Here is a 19,348-nt window from a genome sequence, read left to right as displayed (position 1 = left end):
CCGAGTTGGCGCGAGCCAACTACAACTCCGCGTGACGAAGCAACGATTGGAGCTGGACAGGCTTATGGTAGCTGACGTCTCAATGAACGTGCCATAACAGGGAAATGCCATGACACGACGAGAGAGCCCGGCAGGTGCGAGGCCCCCCGGCCACCGTGCCGGTGGCGTGCGATCAACGGGAGCCGCGATCATCATGTTGGAGTTTGCATCGTTTGCTTAGAGCAGATCCCGCCGCGCTGGCCGATGACGAGCTTCTGGACCGCTATCAACGCGCCGCCTTCGGCTATTTCCTGGAGAATGTGAATCCCGACAACGGGCTGGTCGCCGACACGTCGCGGCCCAATTCACCGTGCAGCATCGCCGTCGTCGGTTTCGCCCTGTCCTGCTATCCGATCGGCGTCGAACGTGGCTGGATAGCGCGCGACGCGGCTGCCAGGCTGACCCTTGCGGCGCTACGCTTCTTCCAGACCAGCACGCAAGGCAGCGGCCAGGACGTCACCGGCCACAAGGGTTTTTACTACCACTTCCTCGACATGCGGACTGGTTTGCGCGTCTGGCGCTGCGAGCTGTCGATGGTCGACACCGCCTTGCTGATCGCCGGCATGCTGGTGGCGGGCGCCTATTTTTCCGGGGACAATGACGATGAGGCCGAAATCCGCCAACTGGCCGAGGCGCTCTACAGGCGCGTCGACTGGCGATGGGCGCAAGGCAGCAGCCCGACGCTCCGCCAGGGCTGGAAGGCCAGGAGCGGCTTTCTGCACTATGGCTGGGAAGGCTACAACGAGGCGACGATCCTCTATGTGCTGTCCATGGCCTCACCGGACCGCCCGAGTTCCGACGGCAGCTACGAGGCCTGGACGGCGACCTATCAATGGGAAAACATCTACGGCCACGACGTGCTCTATGGCGGGCCGCTGTTCATGCACCAATTCTCACATGCCTGGATCGATTTCGCCGGCATCCGCGACGCTTTCATGCGCGAGAAGAATTCGGACTATTTCGAAAACAGCCGCCGCTCGACACACCTTCACCGCGATTACGCCCGGCACAATCCTTACGGCTTTGACGGCTATGGCGAGAACCTGTGGGGCCTTTCGGCAGGCGACGGACCAGGCGGCTTCCGCGCCAGCGTGGAGCGACGGCGCCACCGGTTTTCCGGTTATGCGGCGCGCGGCGCGCCTTTCGGTCCGGATGACGGCACGATCGCGCCATGGTCCTATCCGGCGTCGCTGCCTTTCGCGCCGGATATCTGCCTGGCGGCGCTACGCCACCTCGTCGATCGTTACCCGGACGTGATCGACAATTTCCGGCTGCCGAGCGGTTTCAACCCGACATTGGCCAACCGACGAAAATTCGGCCGCAATGGCTGGGTGTCGGAAGGCCATTTCGGACTGGACCAGGGTATTGCGGTGATGATGATCGAAAACCACCGTTCCGGCCTGATCTGGGAGCTCATGCGCTCCAATCCCCATATCCGTCGCGGCTTGGGCAAGGCCGGCTTCACCGGCGGGTGGCTGTCGCGGCCGGCAACCGGGGGGCGCGATGTCAGGTGAACCGACGAGAGCCGCCGCCTTCCCCGTCGACCGCAACGACGTCGAACTGATCAGGGGCGCGCATCCCCCGCACTGGAAGAACCCGATCCCGAACGGCCCCTATAATCTCGTCGTCATCGGCGCCGGGCCGGCAGGGTTGACCGCCGCGCGTGACGCGGCGAGCCTTGGAGCGAAGGTCGCGCTGATCGAGCGTGGGCTGATCGGCGGCGCCTGCGTCAATGCCGGTAGCATTCCGTCGAAGTCGATCATCCGCACGGCCAGGCTTTATGCCGACATGCGCGATGCCGAGAGTTTTGGCGGCGACCCGCCGGACCATCTTCGTGTCGATTTTCAACGGGCAATGACACGGATGCGGCAGATCCGGCAGCGGATCAGCCGTGCCGATTCCGCGGCGAGCCTGGTTTCGGAAGGAATCGATCTGTATTTCGGCGAGGCGCGATTTGCCGGACGCGATACGGTCACGGTCGCGGACAGCACGCTGCATTTCAAGAAGGCGCTGATTGCGACAGGCGCGCATCCGGCCTTCCCTGCCATTCCGGGACTGGTCGAAGCTGGTTATCTCAGCAACGAGACGATGTTCGACCTTACGCAATGCCCGCCGCGGCTCCTCGTCATCGGCGGTGGGCCGCTTGGCTGCGAGACGGCGCAGGCCTTCTGCCTGCTCGGCGCGAAAGTCATCCTGGCGCAGAGCGATCCGATGTTCCTGCCCGGCGAGGAACGCGACGCCGCGCAGATCCTTTCGGATGCGCTGGCGCGCGAGGGGGTGGAGGTGTGCCTGAACACCGAAGTGGTGGCGGTGCGCAGGGAAGGGGCAAACAAGTTCGCCGACCTGATGCGGGATGGCGACACGACGACGATTTCGGTGGACGAGATCATCACCGGCGTCGGCCGTTCACCCAATATCGCGGGTCTCGACCTCGAAGAGGCTGGCGTGGCGTATGACGCCAGCGGCATCGAGGTGGATGACTATCTGCGAACCAGCAACCCGCACATCTACGCGGCGGGCGACGTCTGCCTCGAATACAAGTTCACCCACACCGCCGAGGCAACGGCGCGCATTGTCGTGCGCAATGCCTTGTTTCGCGGCCGCGAAAAGCTCAGCGAACTCGTCGTTCCCTGGTGCACCTATACCGATCCGGAGATCGCCCATGTCGGTCTCTACCCCCTGGAGGCGCGCGGCAACGGCATTCCGGTCAAGACCTACACCGTGCTGATGCACGACGTCGCCCGTGCCGTGATGGACGGCGAGGAAGAAGGGTTCGTCAAGATCCACGTCAGGGAGGGATCCGACCGTATCCTGGGGGCGACGGTCGTCGCCAGCCATGCCGGCGAGATGATCAACACGGTGACCCTCGCCATCCGATCGGGCATGGGATTGCATGCGTTGGCCGATGTCATCCATCCTTTCCCGACACAGACGCAAGGCATCAAGATGGCGGGCGATGCCTACAGGCGGACACGGTTCACCTCCTTGCGCAGGCGGCTGGCGGCGCGCTGGCTGGCATGGTCCAGGCGATAACCCCAAGAACCACTGCGACAAGCTGATCGGTCTTTCGGCACAAGGTGCCGATCGATGTCGCTTAATGGAACTCCCAACGTACTGCCCGCCGAAGCCGCGACCGACAGCCTCTATCCGACGATCCCCGAGGCAACCGTGCGGGCGCTGGCCGGATTGCCTGGTGTGGAGCTCGTCGAAAATGCCGAAAGGAGCGACCGGATGCTGCTCGATTCGTGGCGCCTCCTTGCCAACGACCTCGGCATCCGGCCGGTCGGCCTGCCCAAGCTGGAAATCCTACACGTCCCGTGGTGAGGCGGCGGCCCGCCGAAGCTCCTCGCGCAGAGGCTCCAGATAGTTTGCGGGCGTCAGTCGTGCAGGTCCCGCGCAATCGGTGGGCCGACCGCAAATCCGGAGAACGTGACCTCGAAACCTTCACGCTGCGGCGAACAGCACATCATGCCGACATCGACCATCTTCGAGATCGGGAAATAGGCGAGCCGCACCGGCTTCCAATGACCGTCGGAAGCGTCGAGATACTGGACACGGATCGCTTCGCCGTGGCGGGTCAGGCGGATCCTGACGCCGCCCGGGCCAGCGGCGATGGCCACCAGCGACCAGTCCGAGGTGTCGTTGGTGACAACGACGGAGACATAGGCAAGGCCGTCAGTGTATTCGATGCCGGCCTTGATCCAGTGTGTTTCGCTCAGCCGGACCATCAGCCCGGCCTGGTCGTAAAGCACCTTGTAGTCGCCCTTGACGGTGACCTCGGCGGTGAAGTCGCCCTCGACCCGCCGAGACAGGAAGTGGCCGTTGTCGCGCCAGAAACCATAGAAGGTCTCGCGCCAGAAATCGGTCTCCTTGCCGGTGCGCACACGCACGCCATCACCTTCGATGGCGTGATGCGGCGGCGGGTTGAGCCAGGTCAGGTCCTGCAACGTCATCGCTTGCACCGGTTTCTGGTGAGGTGACGGCTCGCCGGCCGGTCAGCCGGCGCGCCAACTCATCCCGCGAACGTATAAGCGGTCTTTACCGTGGTATAGAACTCCATGGCGTAGCGACCCTGTTCGCGCGGGCCGAAGCTCGAGCCCTTGCGCCCGCCGAAGGGAACATGGAAGTCCACACCCGCCGTCGGCAGGTTGACCATCACCATGCCGGCTTCCGAGTTGCGCTTGAAATGCGTGGCGTGCTTGAGGCTCGTGGTGCAGATGCCCGAGGTCAGGCCGAACGGCGTGTCGTTGGCGACGGCAAGCGCCTCGTCATAGTCCTGGACGCGGATCACGCTGGCGACGGGGCCGAAAATCTCCTCGCGCGAACTGCGCATGGCATTGGTGGCCTCGGTCAGCAGCGCCGGCTTGAGATAGAAACCCGGCGTCTTGCGGTCGAGCCGCTCGCCGCCGAAGGCGAGCGTGGCGCCTTCCCGGACACCGATGGCGATATAGTCCTCGTCCTGCTTGAGCTGGGTCGCGTCGACAACCGGGCCGATCTGGGTCTGCGCGTCGAGCGCATCGCCGATCACCAGCTTTTCCATGCGCTCCTTGAGCGCGTCGACGAAACGGTCGTGGATGCCGTTGGTGACGATCAAACGCGACGAGGCCGTGCAGCGCTGGCCGGTCGAGAAGAAGGCGCCGTTCAGCGCGCAATCGACGGCGACCGCGAGATCGGCATCGTCGAGCACGACCAGCGGGTTCTTGCCGCCCATTTCGAGCTGGAACTTGCGCATGTGCTCGACACTTGCCGCGGCGACGCGCTTGCCGGTTCCCACCGAGCCGGTGAAGGAGATGGCGTTGACGTCGGGGCTGTCGAGCATTGCCTGGCCGACCACCGAGCCCTTGCCCATGACGAGGTTCAGCACGCCCTTGGGCAGGCCGGCGCGATGCAGGATGTCGACGATCGACCAAGCGCTCTCGGGAACGAGTTCGGCCGGCTTGAAGACGATGGTGTTGCCGTGAGCCAGCGCCGGAGCGATCTTCCAGGCGGGGATAGCGATGGGGAAATTCCATGGCGTGATGATGCCGACCACGCCGACCGCTTCGCGCGTGATCTCGACGCCGACGCCCGGCCGCACGCTTGGCACCACCTCTCCCGACAGGCGCAATGTTTCGCCGGCAAAGAAATCGAATATCTGGGCGGCGCGAATGGTCTCGCCAATGCCCTCGGCCAGCGTCTTGCCTTCCTCACGCGCAAGATTGCGGCCGAGTTCGTCCTTGCGCGCCATGATCTCGTCAGCCGCCTTTTTCAGCACCGCATGACGGGCCAGCGGACCGGAGCGGGACCATGCCGGAAACGCCGCCTTGGCCGCCGCTATCGCCTGGCCCGCCTGTTCGACGCCCGCCGAGGCATATTCGCCGACGACGTCGCCGGTATCCGAAGGGTTGATGTTGCGGGACCCGGCATCGCCGACCCATTCGCCATCGATGAGGTTCTTTCGTAACGCTGTCATGTCCTTGCCTTCCTGCTTGCTGGCCGCGCGGCCGCATCTGTCTGAAGTGGTATTTGCCAGACAATTGCGCTGCGGGAAAGCACGCACTGGGCTCGAAAGCCGCGACAAAAGTCCCGGGCCCGCGCTCATGCCTTCGGTGCAGCGGCGACAAGTGCCGCGTCGACAACCAATCCGGCTAACCTCGGTGGATAGCGCTCCGGGTCAAGGTTGAATTGCCCTGTACAGATATGTCCACGACCTTGATTTGCCTGATGCGGCGTGTCAAGCGTCGTGCTGATGGCAGCACCCGAGACGACGATCCAGCGTGCCGGCGCCACCGGCAACATCAAGGCCACTCGGGACGACTGGCTGAAGCTCGCGCTTGAAACCCTGATCTCGGATGGCGTCGAACGCGTCCGTGTGCTGACGCTAGGCCAGCAGCTCGACGTCTCGCGCTCGAGCTTCTATTGGTATTTCAAGAGCCGCCAGGACCTGCTCGACCATTTGCTGGACCACTGGCGACAGACCAATACCCGATTCATCGTCGAGCGCGCCCAACGCCCTTCCGCGACTGTCATTCGCGGGGTGATGAGCATTTTCGAATGCTGGGTAGACGAAAAGCTGTTCGACCCCCGGCTGGATTTCGCGATCCGGGCCTGGGCGCGCCGCTCCCCGACCATCCGGCGTGCGCTCGATGAGGCCGACGAAGGACGCGTCAATGCCATACGCGACATGTTCATGCGTCATGGCTATGAGGAGGAAGACGCGTTCGTGCGCGCTCGCGTGCTCTATTTCATGCAGATCGGCTACTATTCGCTGGAACTCAACGAGCCGATGAGCAGCCGCCTGCCGCATGTTGCCGCCTATCTGCGCAGCTTCACCGGCCGGGAGCCCTCGCCCCAGGATATCGAGGATTTCTCGCGCTACGTCGAGAAGACCGTCCCCCGCACCCGGTAGCCATCCCCTGGAAGCAAGCTGCGCATCCATGTCGGCAACATCGCCGCCGAAAATTAGCCAGCGCTGATCATGCTCAAAGCGTAAACGACCAGAACAGGCAGGCCAGCGTCGCGGCGGCAAAGACCACGAAGAACAGGCTGCGCAGCAGCACATTGCGGCGCAACTCGTTCATGACGAAATGGCAGCCGATGATCGCAGCCGCAAAAAGGAAGCGCCAGTTCAACACCGCCCACAAGACATCCCGCTGACCGAACGCCCACCTGGCGACGAGGCAGCCAAGGATGGCCGCGAACAGCACGACGACGGTCCAGAGGATCGCGTCCGCGGCGTTGGTCAGGACAATGCTGGCTGCCCTGATCGGCAGGATCATCATCAGCAGGGCGCTGAAGAAATAGACCGCTGCAAGTGGAATGAACGTGCCGGCATCGGCGATGCCGTCTAGCCGTCTCACACCGATCGCTCCATAGGGATAACCGTGCCTTGCCACCGCCAGGCCCAGCGCCACAAGCAAGGCGGTCAGCACCGCGACCAGTGCGAAGGATGTGAGGGCTTTGCTCATGATGTTCCTGTCCCGGGCGAATCAGACAGGAACTGATGTAACCGATGGTCGTAAATTGCGGGTAAGCTTTCACCCGGGATAACCGACAGGGGCGAAGCCACTTAGCTCGACGGTGCCGCTCGTCCCGGCCGCCGGTGATAAATCAGCTCCAGGCGTGCAGCGGCGGATTTTCACCGTTGAGGAAATATTTGCCGAGGATCGAATATTTCCAGCGCACCGGATCGTGCAGCGTGTGCGTGCGGGCGCTGCGCCAATGGCGATCGAGATTGTGCTCGGCCAGCGTCGAGCCCGTGCCGGCCAGTTCGCGTAGACCGAGACATCCATCGCTCCAAGGCATAGCTGGGCAACGGTATTGCGGTCGTCCTCGATTGCGCCCGCAGGCGCACGAATTCTCGATGCCGCCCGAAAAGATCGAGCGCGCTTGTCGACAGAGACCACCTCTCATTGGCTGCATTCCGATTTACATTCTAATATAATCCGACCATTTCCGGTGACCGAAGCTATGGATTTGCCATGGACCTGGACCCTTCGACCCTCAATCGGGCGCTGCCGCTCCGCGATCAGATCTACCAGAAGATCCGCAACCTGATCGTCGTCGGACAGATGAAGCCGGGGGAAGTGATCAACGAGGTGGCCATCGCGGAGGCGCTCGGCGTTTCGCGCACGCCGGTGCGGGAAGCGGTCAAGCGCATCAGTGACGAAGGTCTGGTCAAGATCCTGGCGCAGACCGGCACCTATGTCGCGCCGATCGGCCGCGCCGATCTCGAGGAAGCCTATGTCATCCGCCGGGCCCTGGAGATGGAGAGCGCCAGGCGCGCGGCCGTCAAGCTCACGCCGGAGTCCGCCGAACTGCTGGAGGACAATATGGCGGCGCACAGGCTTGCCATATCGCGCGCCAGATACGCGACCGCGATCCAGCTCGACGATGTCTTCCATCGCACTATTGCCGAAATCTGTGGCCTGCCGATGATCTGGCGGGCGGTCGACATCTCGAAGGCGCAGATGGACCGCGGCCGTTACCTCGCCATTCCAAAGCCCGGCTATGGCGAACAGACGATCGAGCAGCACGAAGCCATTCTCGACGCCCTGAAGCGACACGATGCCGAGGGCGCGGCACAGGCGATGGAAAACCACCTCGAGACGTCGTTCCGCAACACGCTCGAAGTCGCCGCCGACCTTCTCGGCTGAAAACCCGCGACCGGAAGCGATCGTCGCAGGAGGAATGGTCTTGGGCTGGCCTCGCCCGACGCGGGCGCAATTATTTGCCAAGCCCGCCCATGGAGCGTAAACTCAACCATCGGCCGCCATTTATCCGGGTGCAGCCGACAGTGAGAGGTACGTGCTCTTGCCCGTCAGGGAGAAGTGCCATGCCTCAATCCACTTTTCGCAACCATGTTTTGAATACCCTCACGCCCGAGGATTTCGCGCTTTTACGGCCATCGATGCATCACGTCGAACTGGCCATCAAAGCCCGGCTGGAGATCGCATATCAGCCGATCGAGCACGTCTATTTCCCCGAGACCGGTATCGCATCGGTGGTCGCCGCCATGACTGGAGGGCGGCAAAGCGAAGTCGGCCTGATCGGCTATGACGGCATGACGGGCATTGCGGTCGTCCTCGGCCAGGACAGGTCTCCCAATGAAACCTATATCCAGGTCGCCAGCAAAGGCTGGTCCCTGCCGGTTGAACCGCTTCGCATTGCGATTGCCGGCAGCCAGACCCTTCGCCCGTCACTGCTTCGCTACGCCCACGAATTCCTTATCCAGTCATCGCGAACGGCGCTGGTCAATGGTCATTCGAAAATCGAGGAACGGCTGGCCCGCTGGCTGCTGATGGTCAACGACCGCGCCGAAGGAAATATCATCTATCTGACGCATGAATTTCTGGCGACCATGCTCGGTTCCCGACGCCCCGGCGTTACCACGGCTCTCCAGATGCTTGAATACCGAGGGCTGGTCCACGCCAAGCGCGGCGAGATCACGATTGTCGACCGCACCGGAATGATAAAACTCACGCACGGCGCATATGGCGAGGAGGAGCAGCGTCACTTCGGCATCGCCTCCGGCTGAATGTCCGGAATCGGACATAGGCTTGAAGACCGCCGCATGTTGGTCGAAAGTCGTATTGGCTTGGATTTCAGGGAGGCATTCTTGATGACCAACACGTTTCACACCATCACGGTGGAAGGAGCGGCCGAAGCCTATGTCCTTTCCAGGGGCAAGGCCCGCTTTCTCTCCATTGCACAAGCAATCCGCGCCATCCGAACTCTTATGCCGGCATGCAAGGCCACCGATCACGAATTGGAGGAAATGCTGGCGGCGGCCTGCATCGCTCACATGGTGCCCGTCGCTTTCGACGCAGCCGAGCCGGACGGCTCGGCACCGCGTCTCCATTCGTAGGCCGGAGATGTCCGCGCTGGCGCAGAGGACTGCTTCCACGGACGTTCGCCAGGCCATTGTCCGCTACCTGATCGACAATGTCGACAGCCCCAGCGTTTCGCTATCCGGGGTTATCCGCGCCGTGAGAAAGATGTTTCCGCTTTGCGAGCTCACGGATTGGGAACTTGGCGACCACATAGCGCGAAGCGCAATCGATGCGGGATTTGCCATCGAATTCGACGCCGACGTTCCGTGACTGTTCGAGCTCGGTCCCTGATTTGTTGAATGGGCATCCGGATGCGCAACCCAAGTCAGACGTCACCGCGAAGCTGGAGACGTCACGCCAGATCAGTACATTTCAAAGTAATGCCTTGAAATCAAAGGGTTGTCCTAAACACCCCGGAGACTGTTTGGTGGAGCCAATCGGGATCGAACCGACGACCTCTTGAATGCCATTCAAGCGCTCTCCCAACTGAGCTATGGCCCCACTCCCGGCAGTCAGCCGGCGCCGTTTCCGGCGAGAGATCGGCGCGGGTTGGAAGACCGCGCCGTTAGTGCAGGCGGCTTCTAACCCCGCCTTTCCCAGATATCAAGCCTTCATCGGCGGCTTTTTCTTCACAGGCGGTGAAAGCCGGCAAAGGCTCGCGTTCGAGACCTTGTCAGACCTCGTCGTCGTCGTCGCCGACGCCGATCATGTCGGAAACGTCGTCTTCTTCTTCCTCTTCGTCGGCGAGAAAGGTGTCATCCTCGTCGTCGCCGAGGTCGACGTCATCCTCGTCGTCGCCGAGATCGGGAAGATCGTCGCTCTTGGCATCGTCTTCCGCCTCTTCGAGCGAGACGACCTCGACGCCCTCTTCGTCCTCGGCGTCCACTTCCTTCTCGGCTACTTCCTCCTCCTCCTCGACGGCGGCGATCTTGCCTTCATCGAAATAGGAACGTGGATAGCTCTTGCCGGTATAGGGCGAGACGATCGGGTCCTTGTTCAGGTCGTAGAATTTCCGGCCCGTTTCAGGGTCGATGCGTTTTGTGCCAAGTTCGGTTTTTACCACGGCCAAGCCTCGTCAATAAAAGAGTGGTCCCCTTAACCACAGTTTGCAGCGCTGTCAAAGCGAAAAGCCGGCGTCACAAACCAAGCATTGAAAGGCTTCGCGCCAAGTGACGACCGTGGGGATGACCATTTCGCCTCGCCGTGATACGAGACCGCCGCAACAAATGAAAAGCGCCGGTCAGCCGGCATCCGTCCAGGGAAATTCCATGTCTCACGCCGCCGCTGCCAAGCCGGCCACCGCCCGCAAGTCACCAGCCCTTTCCGGCACGGCCCGCGTGCCGGGCGACAAGTCGATCTCGCACCGCTCCTTCATGTTCGGAGGGCTCGCCTCCGGCGAAACCCGCATCACCGGCCTGCTCGAGGGCGAGGACGTGATGCGCACGGGGGCGGCCATGAAGGCGATGGGCGCGCATATAGAGAAGCACGGCGCCGAATGGGTGATCCGCGGTACCGGCAACGGCGCGCTGCTGCAGCCGGAAGGACCGCTCGACTTCGGCAATGCCGGCACCGGCTCGCGGCTGACCATGGGCCTTGTCGGCACCTATGACATGGAGACGACCTTCATCGGCGATGCTTCGCTATCCGGTCGGCCGATGGGGCGCGTGCTTGAACCCTTGCGCCAGATGGGCGTGCAGGTGCTCAAAGCCACGCCCGGCGACCGCATGCCGATCACGCTGCATGGCCCAAAACACGCGGCACCGATCACCTACCGCGTGCCGATGGCCTCGGCGCAGGTGAAGTCGGCGGTGCTGCTGGCCGGGCTGAACACGCCAGGCATCACCACGGTGATCGAACCGGTGATGACGCGCGACCATACCGAAAAGATGCTGAAAGGGTTTGGCGCCAACCTGTCGGTCGAGACCGACGAGCGCGGCGTGCGCCACATCTTCATCGAAGGCCAGGGCAAGCTGACCGGCCAGACCATCGCGGTGCCGGGCGACCCTTCATCGGCGGGTTTCCCGCTGGTGGCGGCGCTGATCGTGCCGGGCTCGGACATCACGATCGAAAATGTGCTGATGAACCCGACCCGCACCGGCCTGCTTCTCACGCTGCAGGAGATGGGCGGCCAGATCGACATCTTGAACCCGCGCAATGCCGGCGGCGAGGACGTCGCCGACCTGCGCGTGCGCTACTCCGAACTGAAAGGCGTCACCGTGCCTCCCGAGCGGGCGCCGTCGATGATCGACGAGTATCCGGTGCTGGCCGTTGCCGCCAGCTTCGCCGAGGGCGAGACGCTGATGCAAGGGCTGGAAGAACTGCGGGTGAAGGAGTCCGATCGGCTCTCGGCCGTGGCCACCGGATTGAAGCTCAACGGCGTCGACTGCACCGAGAGCGAAGCTTCGCTTGCCGTGCGCGGCAAGCCGGGCGGCAAGGGTCTGGGCGGTCATCCCAACGGGCGGGACACGACCGTTGAGACCCATCTCGACCACCGCATCGCCATGAGCTTTCTGGTGATGGGACTGGCGACGGAGAAGCCGGTGACGATCGACGACCAGGCGATGATCGCGACGAGCTTTCCGGAGTTCATGGGGTTGATGAAGGGACTTGGCGCGGAGATATCGTAAACCCAGAATTGTCGTCAAATTTGGCTGCCGACTCAATTGTTCTTTAAGGCCGGCCCTTCAAGGTCGAGTGAACATTGGAGAGAGCCATGAGTTTCCTAGTCTCGAGGATAATAGCTGGTGCAGTTTTGACGATTGCGAAGGCGATGTCCGTTGCCAAGGCTGTGAAAGATCGAAACTATTCATGGGTGCGCCTTGGTTTGACCGCAGCCCTATGGATCGGACTGACCATACCAAGCATGGCTTCTTCGTGCGGAGCCATTGGCTGCTCATATGGCCTGCATTGCCAGCCCGAGCTTATCTGGCCTCAAGCGCCATATTGTTGGTGATGGGTGGCTATGCGATCCTCAGCGTGTATTTTTTCGGGCATATACTGGGCTTGGTATTTTCTGTTTTTAGAACAAATTCGCAGCCTGCTCGGCACTAGCGCTAACTCGTTCGAACCGCTGGTGGCATATTGCATTGACGCCGGTTCTCGGCTTGTTGTCGTTCATGACTCAGTTCTTCACCATCGCCATCGACGGACCCGCCGGTGCCGGCAAGGGCACGCTGGCGCGGCGGCTGGCCGATCATTATCGACTCAACCTCCTCGACACCGGCCTCACCTATCGCGCGGTAGCGTATGCACTGCTGCGGCTTGGCTTGCCGCTCGACAACGTCTCGGCGGCCGAGACCGCGGCGCGCCAGGTCGACCTGGCAAAACTCGACCGGGCGGTGCTGTCGGCGCATGCGGTTGGCGAAGCGGCTTCGAAGATCGCGGTTTTCCCGACCGTGCGCCGCATCCTGGTCGAAAAGCAGCGCGACTTCGCCAGGACGCCGCCGGGCGCGGTGCTTGACGGCCGCGACATCGGCACCGTCGTATGCCCCGACGCCGACATAAAGCTCTATGTGACGGCCAGCGCCGAAGTGCGGGCACAACGCAGGCTGGCCGAAATCGAAAGCATCGGCGGCACCGCCAATTTCGCCGAAATCCTTGCCGATATCCAACGCCGCGACGAGCGCGACATGGGCCGAACCGACTCGCCACTGAAGCCGGCCGCCGACGCGCACTTGCTTGATACCAGCGAAATGGCTATAGAAGCCGCGTTTCTCGCGGCCATGTCTGTCATCGACGACGTGCTGGCCAAGAGAAACAAGGCCTGATCCGGGTTTTCATGCTGCTTCCGATTGCCGGAGGCGAAGAAAATACCCATATCGGGGACGAACCAGCCTGCTAGCATTCTTCATGCGCCGGAATTGCCGCCAAAAAAGCGGCCCAGGGCTTTTAGCCCGGAACGCCGGCAGGCCAACGCAACGCAAACCCACGGCGCCCGTCCCGCTTGAGATGCGGGGCACTCCAGGAGAAACAATGTCAACTGCAAATCCCACTCGCGATGATTTCGCGAGCCTGCTCGAAGAATCATTCACCGCCGGCCATTCCGGCGAAGGCCAGGTCGTCAAGGGCACGATCACCGCGATCGAAAAGGACATGGCCATCATCGACGTCGGCCTCAAGGTCGAAGGCCGCGTGCCGCTGAAGGAATTCGGCGTCAAGGGCAAGGACACCACTCTCAAGGTCGGTGACACCGTCGAAGTTTATGTCGAGCGCATCGAGAACGCGCTTGGCGAAGCGATGCTTTCGCGTGAGAAGGCCCGCCGCGAAGAGAGCTGGGTCCGTCTCGAAGAGAAGTTCACCAAGGGTGAGCGCGTCGAAGGCGTCATCTTCAATCAGGTCAAGGGCGGCTTCACCGTCGACCTCGACGGCGCCGTGGCCTTCCTGCCGCGCAGCCAGGTCGATATCCGCCCGATCCGCGACGTTTCCCCGCTGATGCACAACCCGCAGCCCTTCGAGATCCTCAAGATGGATCGCCGCCGCGGCAACATCGTGGTGTCGCGCCGTACCGTGCTCGAGGAGAGCCGCGCCGAACAGCGTTCGGAAATCGTGCAGAACCTCGAAGAAGGCCAGGTTGTCGAGGGTGTCGTCAAGAACATCACCGACTACGGTGCGTTCGTCGACCTCGGCGGCATCGATGGCCTGCTGCACGTCACCGACATGGCCTGGCGCCGCGTCAACCATCCGACCGAAATCCTCAACATCGGTCAGACGGTCAAGGTGCAGATCATCCGCATCAACCAGGAAACCCACCGTATCTCGCTCGGCATGAAGCAGCTCGAGAGCGACCCGTGGTCCGAGATCGGCACCAAGTTCCCGATCGGCAAGAAGATCAAGGGCACCGTCACCAACATCACCGACTACGGCGCGTTCGTCGAGCTGGAGCCGGGCATCGAGGGTCTCATCCACGTTTCGGAAATGTCGTGGACGAAGAAGAACGTGCACCCCGGCAAGATCCTGTCGACGACGCAGGAAGTCGACGTGGTGGTGCTCGAGGTCGATCCGGCCAAGCGCCGCATCTCGCTCGGTCTCAAGCAGACGCTGGAGAATCCGTGGCAGGCTTTCGCCTCCAGCCATCCGGTCGGCAGCCAGGTCGAGGGCGAGGTCAAGAACAAGACCGAGTTCGGCCTGTTCATCGGCCTCGAGGGCGACGTGGACGGCATGGTGCACCTCTCCGATCTCGACTGGACCCGTCCGGGCGAGCAGGTCATCGAAGAGTACAATCGCGGCGACATGGTCAAGGCGCAGGTGCTCGACGTCGACATCGACAAGGAGCGCATCTCGCTCGGCATCAAGCAGCTGGCCAAGGACACGGTCGGCGAAGCGGCGACGAGCGGAGAACTGCGCAAGAACGCGGTCGTCACCTGCGAAGTCATCGGCGTCAAGGATGGCGGTCTGGAAGTGCGGCTGGTCGACAGCGGCATCGAGACCTTCATCAAGCGCTCCGACCTCAGCCGCGATCGCGACGAGCAGCGCCCCGAGCGCTTCACCGTCGGCCAGAAGGTCGACGCCCGCGTCATCGCCTTCGACAAGAAGACCCGCAAGCTGCAGGTCTCGATCAAGGCGCTGGAAATCGCCGAAGAGAAGGAAGCGGTCGCCCAGTACGGCTCGACCGACTCCGGCGCTTCGCTGGGCGATATCCTGGGTGCCGCACTGAAGAAGCAGGGCAGCTAAGCTCTTCTCGCAGCCTTGAAAACAAAACCCCGCCGGATCGCTCCGGCGGGGTTTTCTTTGACGAATGCTGTCGGAGGCCGGCTACAGCATGTCGCGGCGACTAGGATTCGCCCGACCTGCTGCGACATGCATTAAGCGCGTCCGTAAAGCGGCACCAGCGTTCCGCTCATCGCCTGGTTGGTGGGCGAGGCGAGATAGGCGATTGCTTCAGCCGCCGCTTCGAGGCTGACCCATTTGGTGAAATCGGCATCCGGCATGTCGGCGCGATTTGCCGGCGTGTCGAGCGTCGAGGGGGCGACGGCATTAACCAGGATGCCATTGGCCTTGAGCTCTTCCGCCATTGCCACCGTCATGGCCGCGACCGCCGCCTTGCTGGCGGTGTAGGCGACCATCCCGGCGCCGCGCCTGGGGTCGAGCCCGGCGCGCGCGGTGACATTGACGATGCGGCCGGCAGAGCCCGACGCCAGCATCGAGCGGATGGCCGCGCGGCTGCACAGGAAGGTGGTGCGGGCGTTGGTGTCCATCATCTCGGCAAAGGATGCCGATTCGATCTTTTCCACCGGTGCCTTGGCAAAGCCGCCCGCCAGATGGATCGATCCCCACAAGGCAGGGACCTGGGAATAGAAGGCTTCGACCTTGGCGGAGTCCGACAGGTCGACATTGTGCGCCAGCTTCACATTGTCATGCGCGGTGAAGGGGAAATGTGAAGGCGCGGCGGCGTGCGCGTTCGGCACATGGCAGATCGCGCCCTGCTCCAGCAGTCTGCCGACCACCGCCCCACCGAGCGCGCCGGTTCCACCGGTCACAACGATATGCCTGCCTTCAAGTGTTTCCATCATCCTGGACCGCTCCTGTCATTTTTATGACTTTTGTCGTTGGTTTGCCGCGCCGACGCAAAGCGTCGCGCCTTTCAGCCGATCACTCAACCGATATCTCGACATGGCAGCCGTCACGTCTTTGCATGCGTCAGGACATCGTCGAATAGCGAAGCCACCCGGAAGCGGCCCACGCCCTTCAGGACTAAGCCGGCGAATGATCCGCCTCCGGACGAGGGACCAAGGCCAGCCTGGATGGTTCAAACGACCGTGATTTCGATCACGCGCGGCAGTCCTGTTGCCCGGGCGTGCTTCAGCGCCTGAGGCAAGGCGCCGATGTCGGCCAGCCTTTCGGCGCCAATGCCATAGGCTTCGGCCAGCTTGCAGAAATTGGGCGGCGCCGGCGACACGCCGACAGGTTCAACGCCGACATCGAGCATCGAGGTCTCGATCTCGCGATAGCCCCTGTTGTTCCAGACGACGAAGATGACAGGCGCTTCGGAATCCAGCGCTACGGCTATCTCCGGCAAGGTGAACTGGAAGCCGCCGTCGCCGGTCAGGCAGACCACCGGTGCATCGGGCATGGCGAGTGCCGCGCCGATCGCCGCCGGAGGGCCATAGCCCAGCGCGCCGAAGCCGGTCGCGGCATTGAACCAGCCGCCAGGCCGGTCGTGGTCGTAATAGAGATTGGCGGCGTAAATCGGCTGCGTCGAGTCGCCGACAATGATGGCCCCGGGCAAGGCGTCGCGGATCATTTCAACGGCGTGCACCTGCGCCGCATAGGCCGGGCTCAACTCGGCAAAGGCGGCCTTTCGCCCCGTCGCGGCGCGGCCATGACCATCTTCACCGGCTCTGTGGGCCGGATCGATCGCCGCAAGCAGGGCCTCGATCGCCTCGGCGCAGTCAGCCTGGATGGCGACCGTCACCGGGCGCCGCGCAAGCTGGTCGGCACCGATGTCGATACGGATCAGGTTTGAAGGCAGCACAAAGCCGCCGTCGCCATAGCCGTCATAGTCGGTCGCGCCGAATTCGGTGCCGGCGGCGATCACCAGATCGGCCTCGGCCATCAGCGCGCGAACCGCCTTCAGGCTCGGACTTGCCGGCACGCAGAGCGGATGGCGGTGCAGCAGCCCGCGCGCATTGGTCGTCTCGACGACCGGAGCGCCCAGCCTTTCGGCGAGGCGCCGTAGCGGGGCTTCCGCCTTCCTGGCGCCGCCGCCGGCAAGGATCAGCGGACGCCGCGCGGCGGCGATGAGCTTGGCCGCGTTCGCAATTGCCGCACCATTCGGTGCTGGAGGCGCCGCATTGCTGAGCAGGGCGGCGATACCGTCCGCCGGCTTGACCATGACGTCGGTCGGGATCTCGATATGCACAGGGCCGGGGCGCGAGGAGGAAAACAGGGCGAAGGCCCGCGCCAACGCACCGGGCAACTCGCTGGCCCCGGTGACGCGTACCGACATCAACGCCACCTTCTCCATCATGCCGCGCTGATCAGGCAATTCATGCAGAAAGCCGAGCCCCTTGCCGAGCGTATCGGTGGCGTTGACGCCAGAAATCACCAGCATCGGTACCGAATCAGCGCGCGCCTGGCCCATGGCGGTGATGGTGTTGGTCAGCCCCGGCCCGGTGATGACGAAGGCGACGCCCGGCCTGCCGCTGGCGCGGGCATAGCCGTCGGCCATGAAGCCGGCGCCCTGTTCGTGGCGCGGCGTGACATGGCGGATCTTCGACCTCGCCAGCCCCCGATAGAGCTCGACCGTGTGGACGCCGGGGATGCCGAACACGGTGTCGACGCCATGGGCCTCGAGTAGCGAAATCAATGCTTCGCCGATGGTGGTCATTGGTTTTCTCCCGGTTAGAGCGGATTGTTGGTTCCGCTCTGTCTCTTTGTTTTTTACGCAATTCCGAAGGGAAAGCGCTGCGCGCTTTTCCTGGAATTGCTCTAGCGGCGCGAGGCCGAGCTCGGCCTCGACAGCCTTGATGCCAATCGCCGCCAATTCGCCGGGCGAGAACATCTCGCCGGCTAGGCAGCCTTCTATCCAGAGCCCGTCGATGATCGCATTGATCGCGATGGCATGGTGGCGCAGCTCGCTTGCGTCCGGCTTGTGCTGTTCGGCGGCGAGCACTTCAGCCACAACCGCTTCCACCTCATTGCGAAAGCCAAGGTAGCCTTCGCGGTGGGCACGGGCCAGGGCAGGATCCGCACTGGCGCGGCCGATGAAGGTTGCCCAAAGCGAAAACACCCGCGCGTCGATGATCGGCGCATTGAGATTGGCGGTGACGAAGGCCGCAAGGCGCTGGCGCGGCGAGGCGCCGTCCATGACCAACGCCGCCTTCGCCTGCTCGGTCATGCGGCTGACCAGCGCCGTATAGGCTTCCTGCAGCAATTCTTCCTTGCCCGGGAAATAGTGCCCGATCAGCCCGGCGGTGACGCCGGCACGCAATGCGATGGTGCGCAGGCTAGCGCCTTGCAGGCCATGTTCCGCCACGCTGTCCAGAGTCGCTTCGATCAGATCCTGCCGCCGCCGCCCCTCGCCCTCGCGGCGGAACTTGCGGCGCGCATTCATTGGCGCAGGATCGGCCGCGTCAGGCATGTTGGCCCGCCTTCGCAGGCGATGCAGAGCGCATCCGCCTCGAAGATTTCAACCGTGCAGCCGGCGGCTTCCATCGCGGCCTTGGTCCTGGGAAAGCCCGCGACGGCAATGACGTTGAGCGGGCTGGTCGGCAGTACGTTCAGGCTGAGGCCATTGGAAGCGGCGAACTCTTCGGCATCGCCTTCGACCAGCCGGATGCCGCGCGCCTTCAGCGTCTGATAGAACGGGGCCGGTAAAAGCGGCGAATAGACCAGCGCCAGGTCGTCGGCCAGCGGGCTGATCACCGACATCAAGTGCAGGCACGCCTCTTCGCCCTGCCACAGCGGCAGATCGAAGCCGTAGACGGAAATGCCCAGCGGCGTCAGCAGATTGGAAACCTGCTGGATGCCTTCCTGGTTGGAGCGGACACCGCGCCCGATCGCCAGCGTGCGGGCATCGACCCATACACAGTCACCACCTTCGACCTGGCCAGGAGCCTCGACGCGGCCGAGGATCGGAATGCCCAGTCTTCTGTAGGTTTCCTCATGCAGCGAAGGCTCGCCGGCGCGCAACGGCTTACCCATGGACAGGATCAGCGCGCCGCGGTCGGTCATCAGCGAGGGATCGTGCGTGAACACCGAATCCGAAAGTCCATCGGCCTTGTCCTCGATCCATTCGATCTCGGCGCCTGAAGCGGCCACCAGTTCAGCAAGGACCGCGTGCTGCGAGGCTGCTTTCGCCGGGTTGAATCCCGGGCCATAGTGCCAGGCGGCCCTGTCGGCGTCGCGCATGGCGTTGGCCGCCGACCGCATCAGCACGCGCCGCAGCGGCGCCGCCATGGACTGTGATCCGAAAGCGCTCATCGATGCCCTTTTTAAGCTGAAAAAAATCGAGAAAATTTCATGAGAGGTTATTTATACACTTGCACAACAAGGCCGCA

General features: G+C 63.1%; 18 protein-coding genes, 1 tRNA gene and 2 pseudogenes. 11 read left to right on the top strand and 10 right to left on the bottom strand.

Going from position 1 to position 19,348, the window contains the following annotated elements; all coding sequences use genetic code 11:
- Window positions 1-212 precede the first annotated feature (212 nt).
- Genes M653_RS0107885 through M653_RS0107875 form a run of 3 tightly spaced genes read left to right on the top strand, consistent with a single transcriptional unit; the run spans window position 213 to window position 3,363 of the window.
- Window positions 213-1,553 carry a glucoamylase family protein gene (locus M653_RS0107885; protein ID WP_027142849.1) on the top strand — a complete coding sequence of 447 codons (1,341 nt, stop codon included), beginning with the start codon at window positions 213-215 and terminating at the stop codon, window positions 1,551-1,553.
- The gene (locus tag M653_RS0107880; protein ID WP_027142848.1) at window positions 1,543-3,072 is read left to right on the top strand and encodes a mercuric reductase; all 1,530 of its coding nucleotides are present in this window, start codon (window positions 1,543-1,545) and stop codon (window positions 3,070-3,072) included. The genes M653_RS0107885 and M653_RS0107880 overlap by 11 nt, the downstream gene beginning before the upstream one ends.
- 54 nt (window positions 3,073-3,126) lie before the next feature.
- Window positions 3,127-3,363 (top strand): hypothetical protein, encoded by a 237-nt coding sequence (locus tag M653_RS0107875; protein ID WP_027142847.1) that lies wholly within the window; start codon window positions 3,127-3,129, stop codon window positions 3,361-3,363.
- A gap of 53 nt (window positions 3,364-3,416) precedes the next feature.
- Here M653_RS0107875 and M653_RS0107870 read toward each other — a convergent pair whose 3' ends face one another.
- Window positions 3,417-3,992, bottom strand: a complete 576-nt coding sequence (locus M653_RS0107870) for a DUF1349 domain-containing protein (protein ID WP_027142846.1) — start codon at window positions 3,990-3,992, stop codon at window positions 3,417-3,419.
- A gap of 59 nt (window positions 3,993-4,051) precedes the next feature.
- Window positions 4,052-5,491 (bottom strand): aldehyde dehydrogenase family protein, encoded by a 1,440-nt coding sequence (locus tag M653_RS0107865; protein WP_027142845.1) that lies wholly within the window; start codon window positions 5,489-5,491, stop codon window positions 4,052-4,054.
- 276 nt (window positions 5,492-5,767) lie between these two features.
- Between M653_RS0107865 and M653_RS0107860 the strand changes: the two genes are divergently transcribed.
- Window positions 5,768-6,427, top strand: coding sequence for a TetR/AcrR family transcriptional regulator (locus M653_RS0107860; protein ID WP_032935098.1), 660 nt, complete (start codon window positions 5,768-5,770; stop codon window positions 6,425-6,427).
- Between the two features lie 73 nt (window positions 6,428-6,500).
- Here M653_RS0107860 and M653_RS0107855 read toward each other — a convergent pair whose 3' ends face one another.
- Together M653_RS0107855 and M653_RS0107850 are read right to left on the bottom strand one after the other, a co-directional pair.
- On the bottom strand, window positions 6,501-6,986 hold the full coding sequence (locus M653_RS0107855; protein ID WP_027142843.1) for a hypothetical protein: 486 nt from the start codon (window positions 6,984-6,986) through the stop codon (window positions 6,501-6,503).
- 142 nt (window positions 6,987-7,128) lie between these two features.
- Window positions 7,129-7,290 (bottom strand): annotated as a pseudogene (locus tag M653_RS0107850) (SfnB family sulfur acquisition oxidoreductase); the annotation flags it as partial.
- A 209-nt stretch (window positions 7,291-7,499) separates the two neighbouring features.
- On the opposite strand from M653_RS0107850, the gene M653_RS0107845 reads away from it, so the two are divergent.
- The 4 genes from M653_RS0107845 to M653_RS0107830 all read left to right on the top strand — a co-directional run bounded on the left by M653_RS0107845 (window position 7,500) and on the right by M653_RS0107830 (window position 9,620).
- Window positions 7,500-8,174 (top strand): GntR family transcriptional regulator, encoded by a 675-nt coding sequence (locus M653_RS0107845; RefSeq protein ID WP_027142841.1) that lies wholly within the window; start codon window positions 7,500-7,502, stop codon window positions 8,172-8,174.
- A gap of 89 nt (window positions 8,175-8,263) precedes the next feature.
- Entirely contained in the window at window positions 8,264-9,055 is a 792-nt protein-coding gene (locus tag M653_RS0107840; protein ID WP_348626232.1) for a Crp/Fnr family transcriptional regulator, read from the top strand.
- A 36-nt stretch (window positions 9,056-9,091) separates the two neighbouring features.
- Complete coding sequence (locus M653_RS0107835; protein WP_245262076.1) at window positions 9,092-9,385, top strand: hypothetical protein; 294 nt, start codon at window positions 9,092-9,094, stop codon at window positions 9,383-9,385.
- Window positions 9,386-9,392: 7 nt separating this feature from the next.
- On the top strand, window positions 9,393-9,620 hold the full coding sequence (locus M653_RS0107830; RefSeq protein WP_027142838.1) for a hypothetical protein: 228 nt from the start codon (window positions 9,393-9,395) through the stop codon (window positions 9,618-9,620).
- Between the two features lie 155 nt (window positions 9,621-9,775).
- On the opposite strand, the gene M653_RS0107825 is transcribed toward M653_RS0107830, so the two are convergent.
- Window positions 9,776-9,851: transfer RNA gene (locus M653_RS0107825), tRNA-Ala, on the bottom strand.
- Between the two features lie 172 nt (window positions 9,852-10,023).
- A complete protein-coding gene (locus tag M653_RS0107820; protein ID WP_027142837.1) occupies window positions 10,024-10,413 on the bottom strand; it encodes a TIGR02300 family protein in 390 nt (129 codons plus the stop codon).
- 205 nt (window positions 10,414-10,618) lie between these two features.
- Between M653_RS0107820 and aroA the strand changes: the two genes are divergently transcribed.
- From aroA to rpsA, 3 genes are all read left to right on the top strand, one after another.
- Window positions 10,619-11,977, top strand: coding sequence for a 3-phosphoshikimate 1-carboxyvinyltransferase (gene aroA / locus M653_RS0107815; RefSeq protein WP_027142836.1), 1,359 nt, complete (start codon window positions 10,619-10,621; stop codon window positions 11,975-11,977).
- 489 nt (window positions 11,978-12,466) lie between these two features.
- A complete protein-coding gene (gene cmk / locus M653_RS0107810) occupies window positions 12,467-13,117 on the top strand; it encodes a (d)CMP kinase (protein WP_027142835.1) in 651 nt (216 codons plus the stop codon).
- A gap of 205 nt (window positions 13,118-13,322) precedes the next feature.
- Complete coding sequence (gene rpsA, locus M653_RS0107805) at window positions 13,323-15,020, top strand: 30S ribosomal protein S1 (RefSeq protein ID WP_027142834.1); 1,698 nt, start codon at window positions 13,323-13,325, stop codon at window positions 15,018-15,020.
- Between the two features lie 131 nt (window positions 15,021-15,151).
- Here rpsA and M653_RS0107800 read toward each other — a convergent pair whose 3' ends face one another.
- The 4 genes and pseudogenes from M653_RS0107800 to M653_RS0107790 form a co-directional block, all read right to left on the bottom strand.
- The gene (locus tag M653_RS0107800) at window positions 15,152-15,859 is read right to left on the bottom strand and encodes an SDR family NAD(P)-dependent oxidoreductase (protein ID WP_027142833.1); all 708 of its coding nucleotides are present in this window, start codon (window positions 15,857-15,859) and stop codon (window positions 15,152-15,154) included.
- Window positions 15,860-16,095: 236 nt separating this feature from the next.
- Window positions 16,096-17,676, bottom strand: a complete 1,581-nt coding sequence (locus M653_RS0107795; protein WP_027142832.1) for a 5-guanidino-2-oxopentanoate decarboxylase — start codon at window positions 17,674-17,676, stop codon at window positions 16,096-16,098.
- 105 nt (window positions 17,677-17,781) lie between these two features.
- Window positions 17,782-18,429 (bottom strand): annotated as a pseudogene (locus M653_RS1000000135385) (TetR family transcriptional regulator C-terminal domain-containing protein); the annotation flags it as partial.
- On the bottom strand, window positions 18,399-19,271 hold the full coding sequence (locus M653_RS0107790; RefSeq protein ID WP_027142831.1) for a dimethylarginine dimethylaminohydrolase family protein: 873 nt from the start codon (window positions 19,269-19,271) through the stop codon (window positions 18,399-18,401). The gene M653_RS0107790 and the pseudogene M653_RS1000000135385, both read right to left, overlap by 31 nt.
- Between the last annotated feature and the right edge of the window lie 77 nt (window positions 19,272-19,348).

The sequence above is a fragment of the Mesorhizobium sp. WSM3626 genome, from assembly GCF_000513935.1.
Taxonomy (GTDB): domain Bacteria; phylum Pseudomonadota; class Alphaproteobacteria; order Rhizobiales; family Rhizobiaceae; genus Mesorhizobium; species Mesorhizobium salmacidum.
Note: the sequence above shows the minus strand (reverse complement) of the source record. Positions and strands in the feature narration are given on the sequence as shown.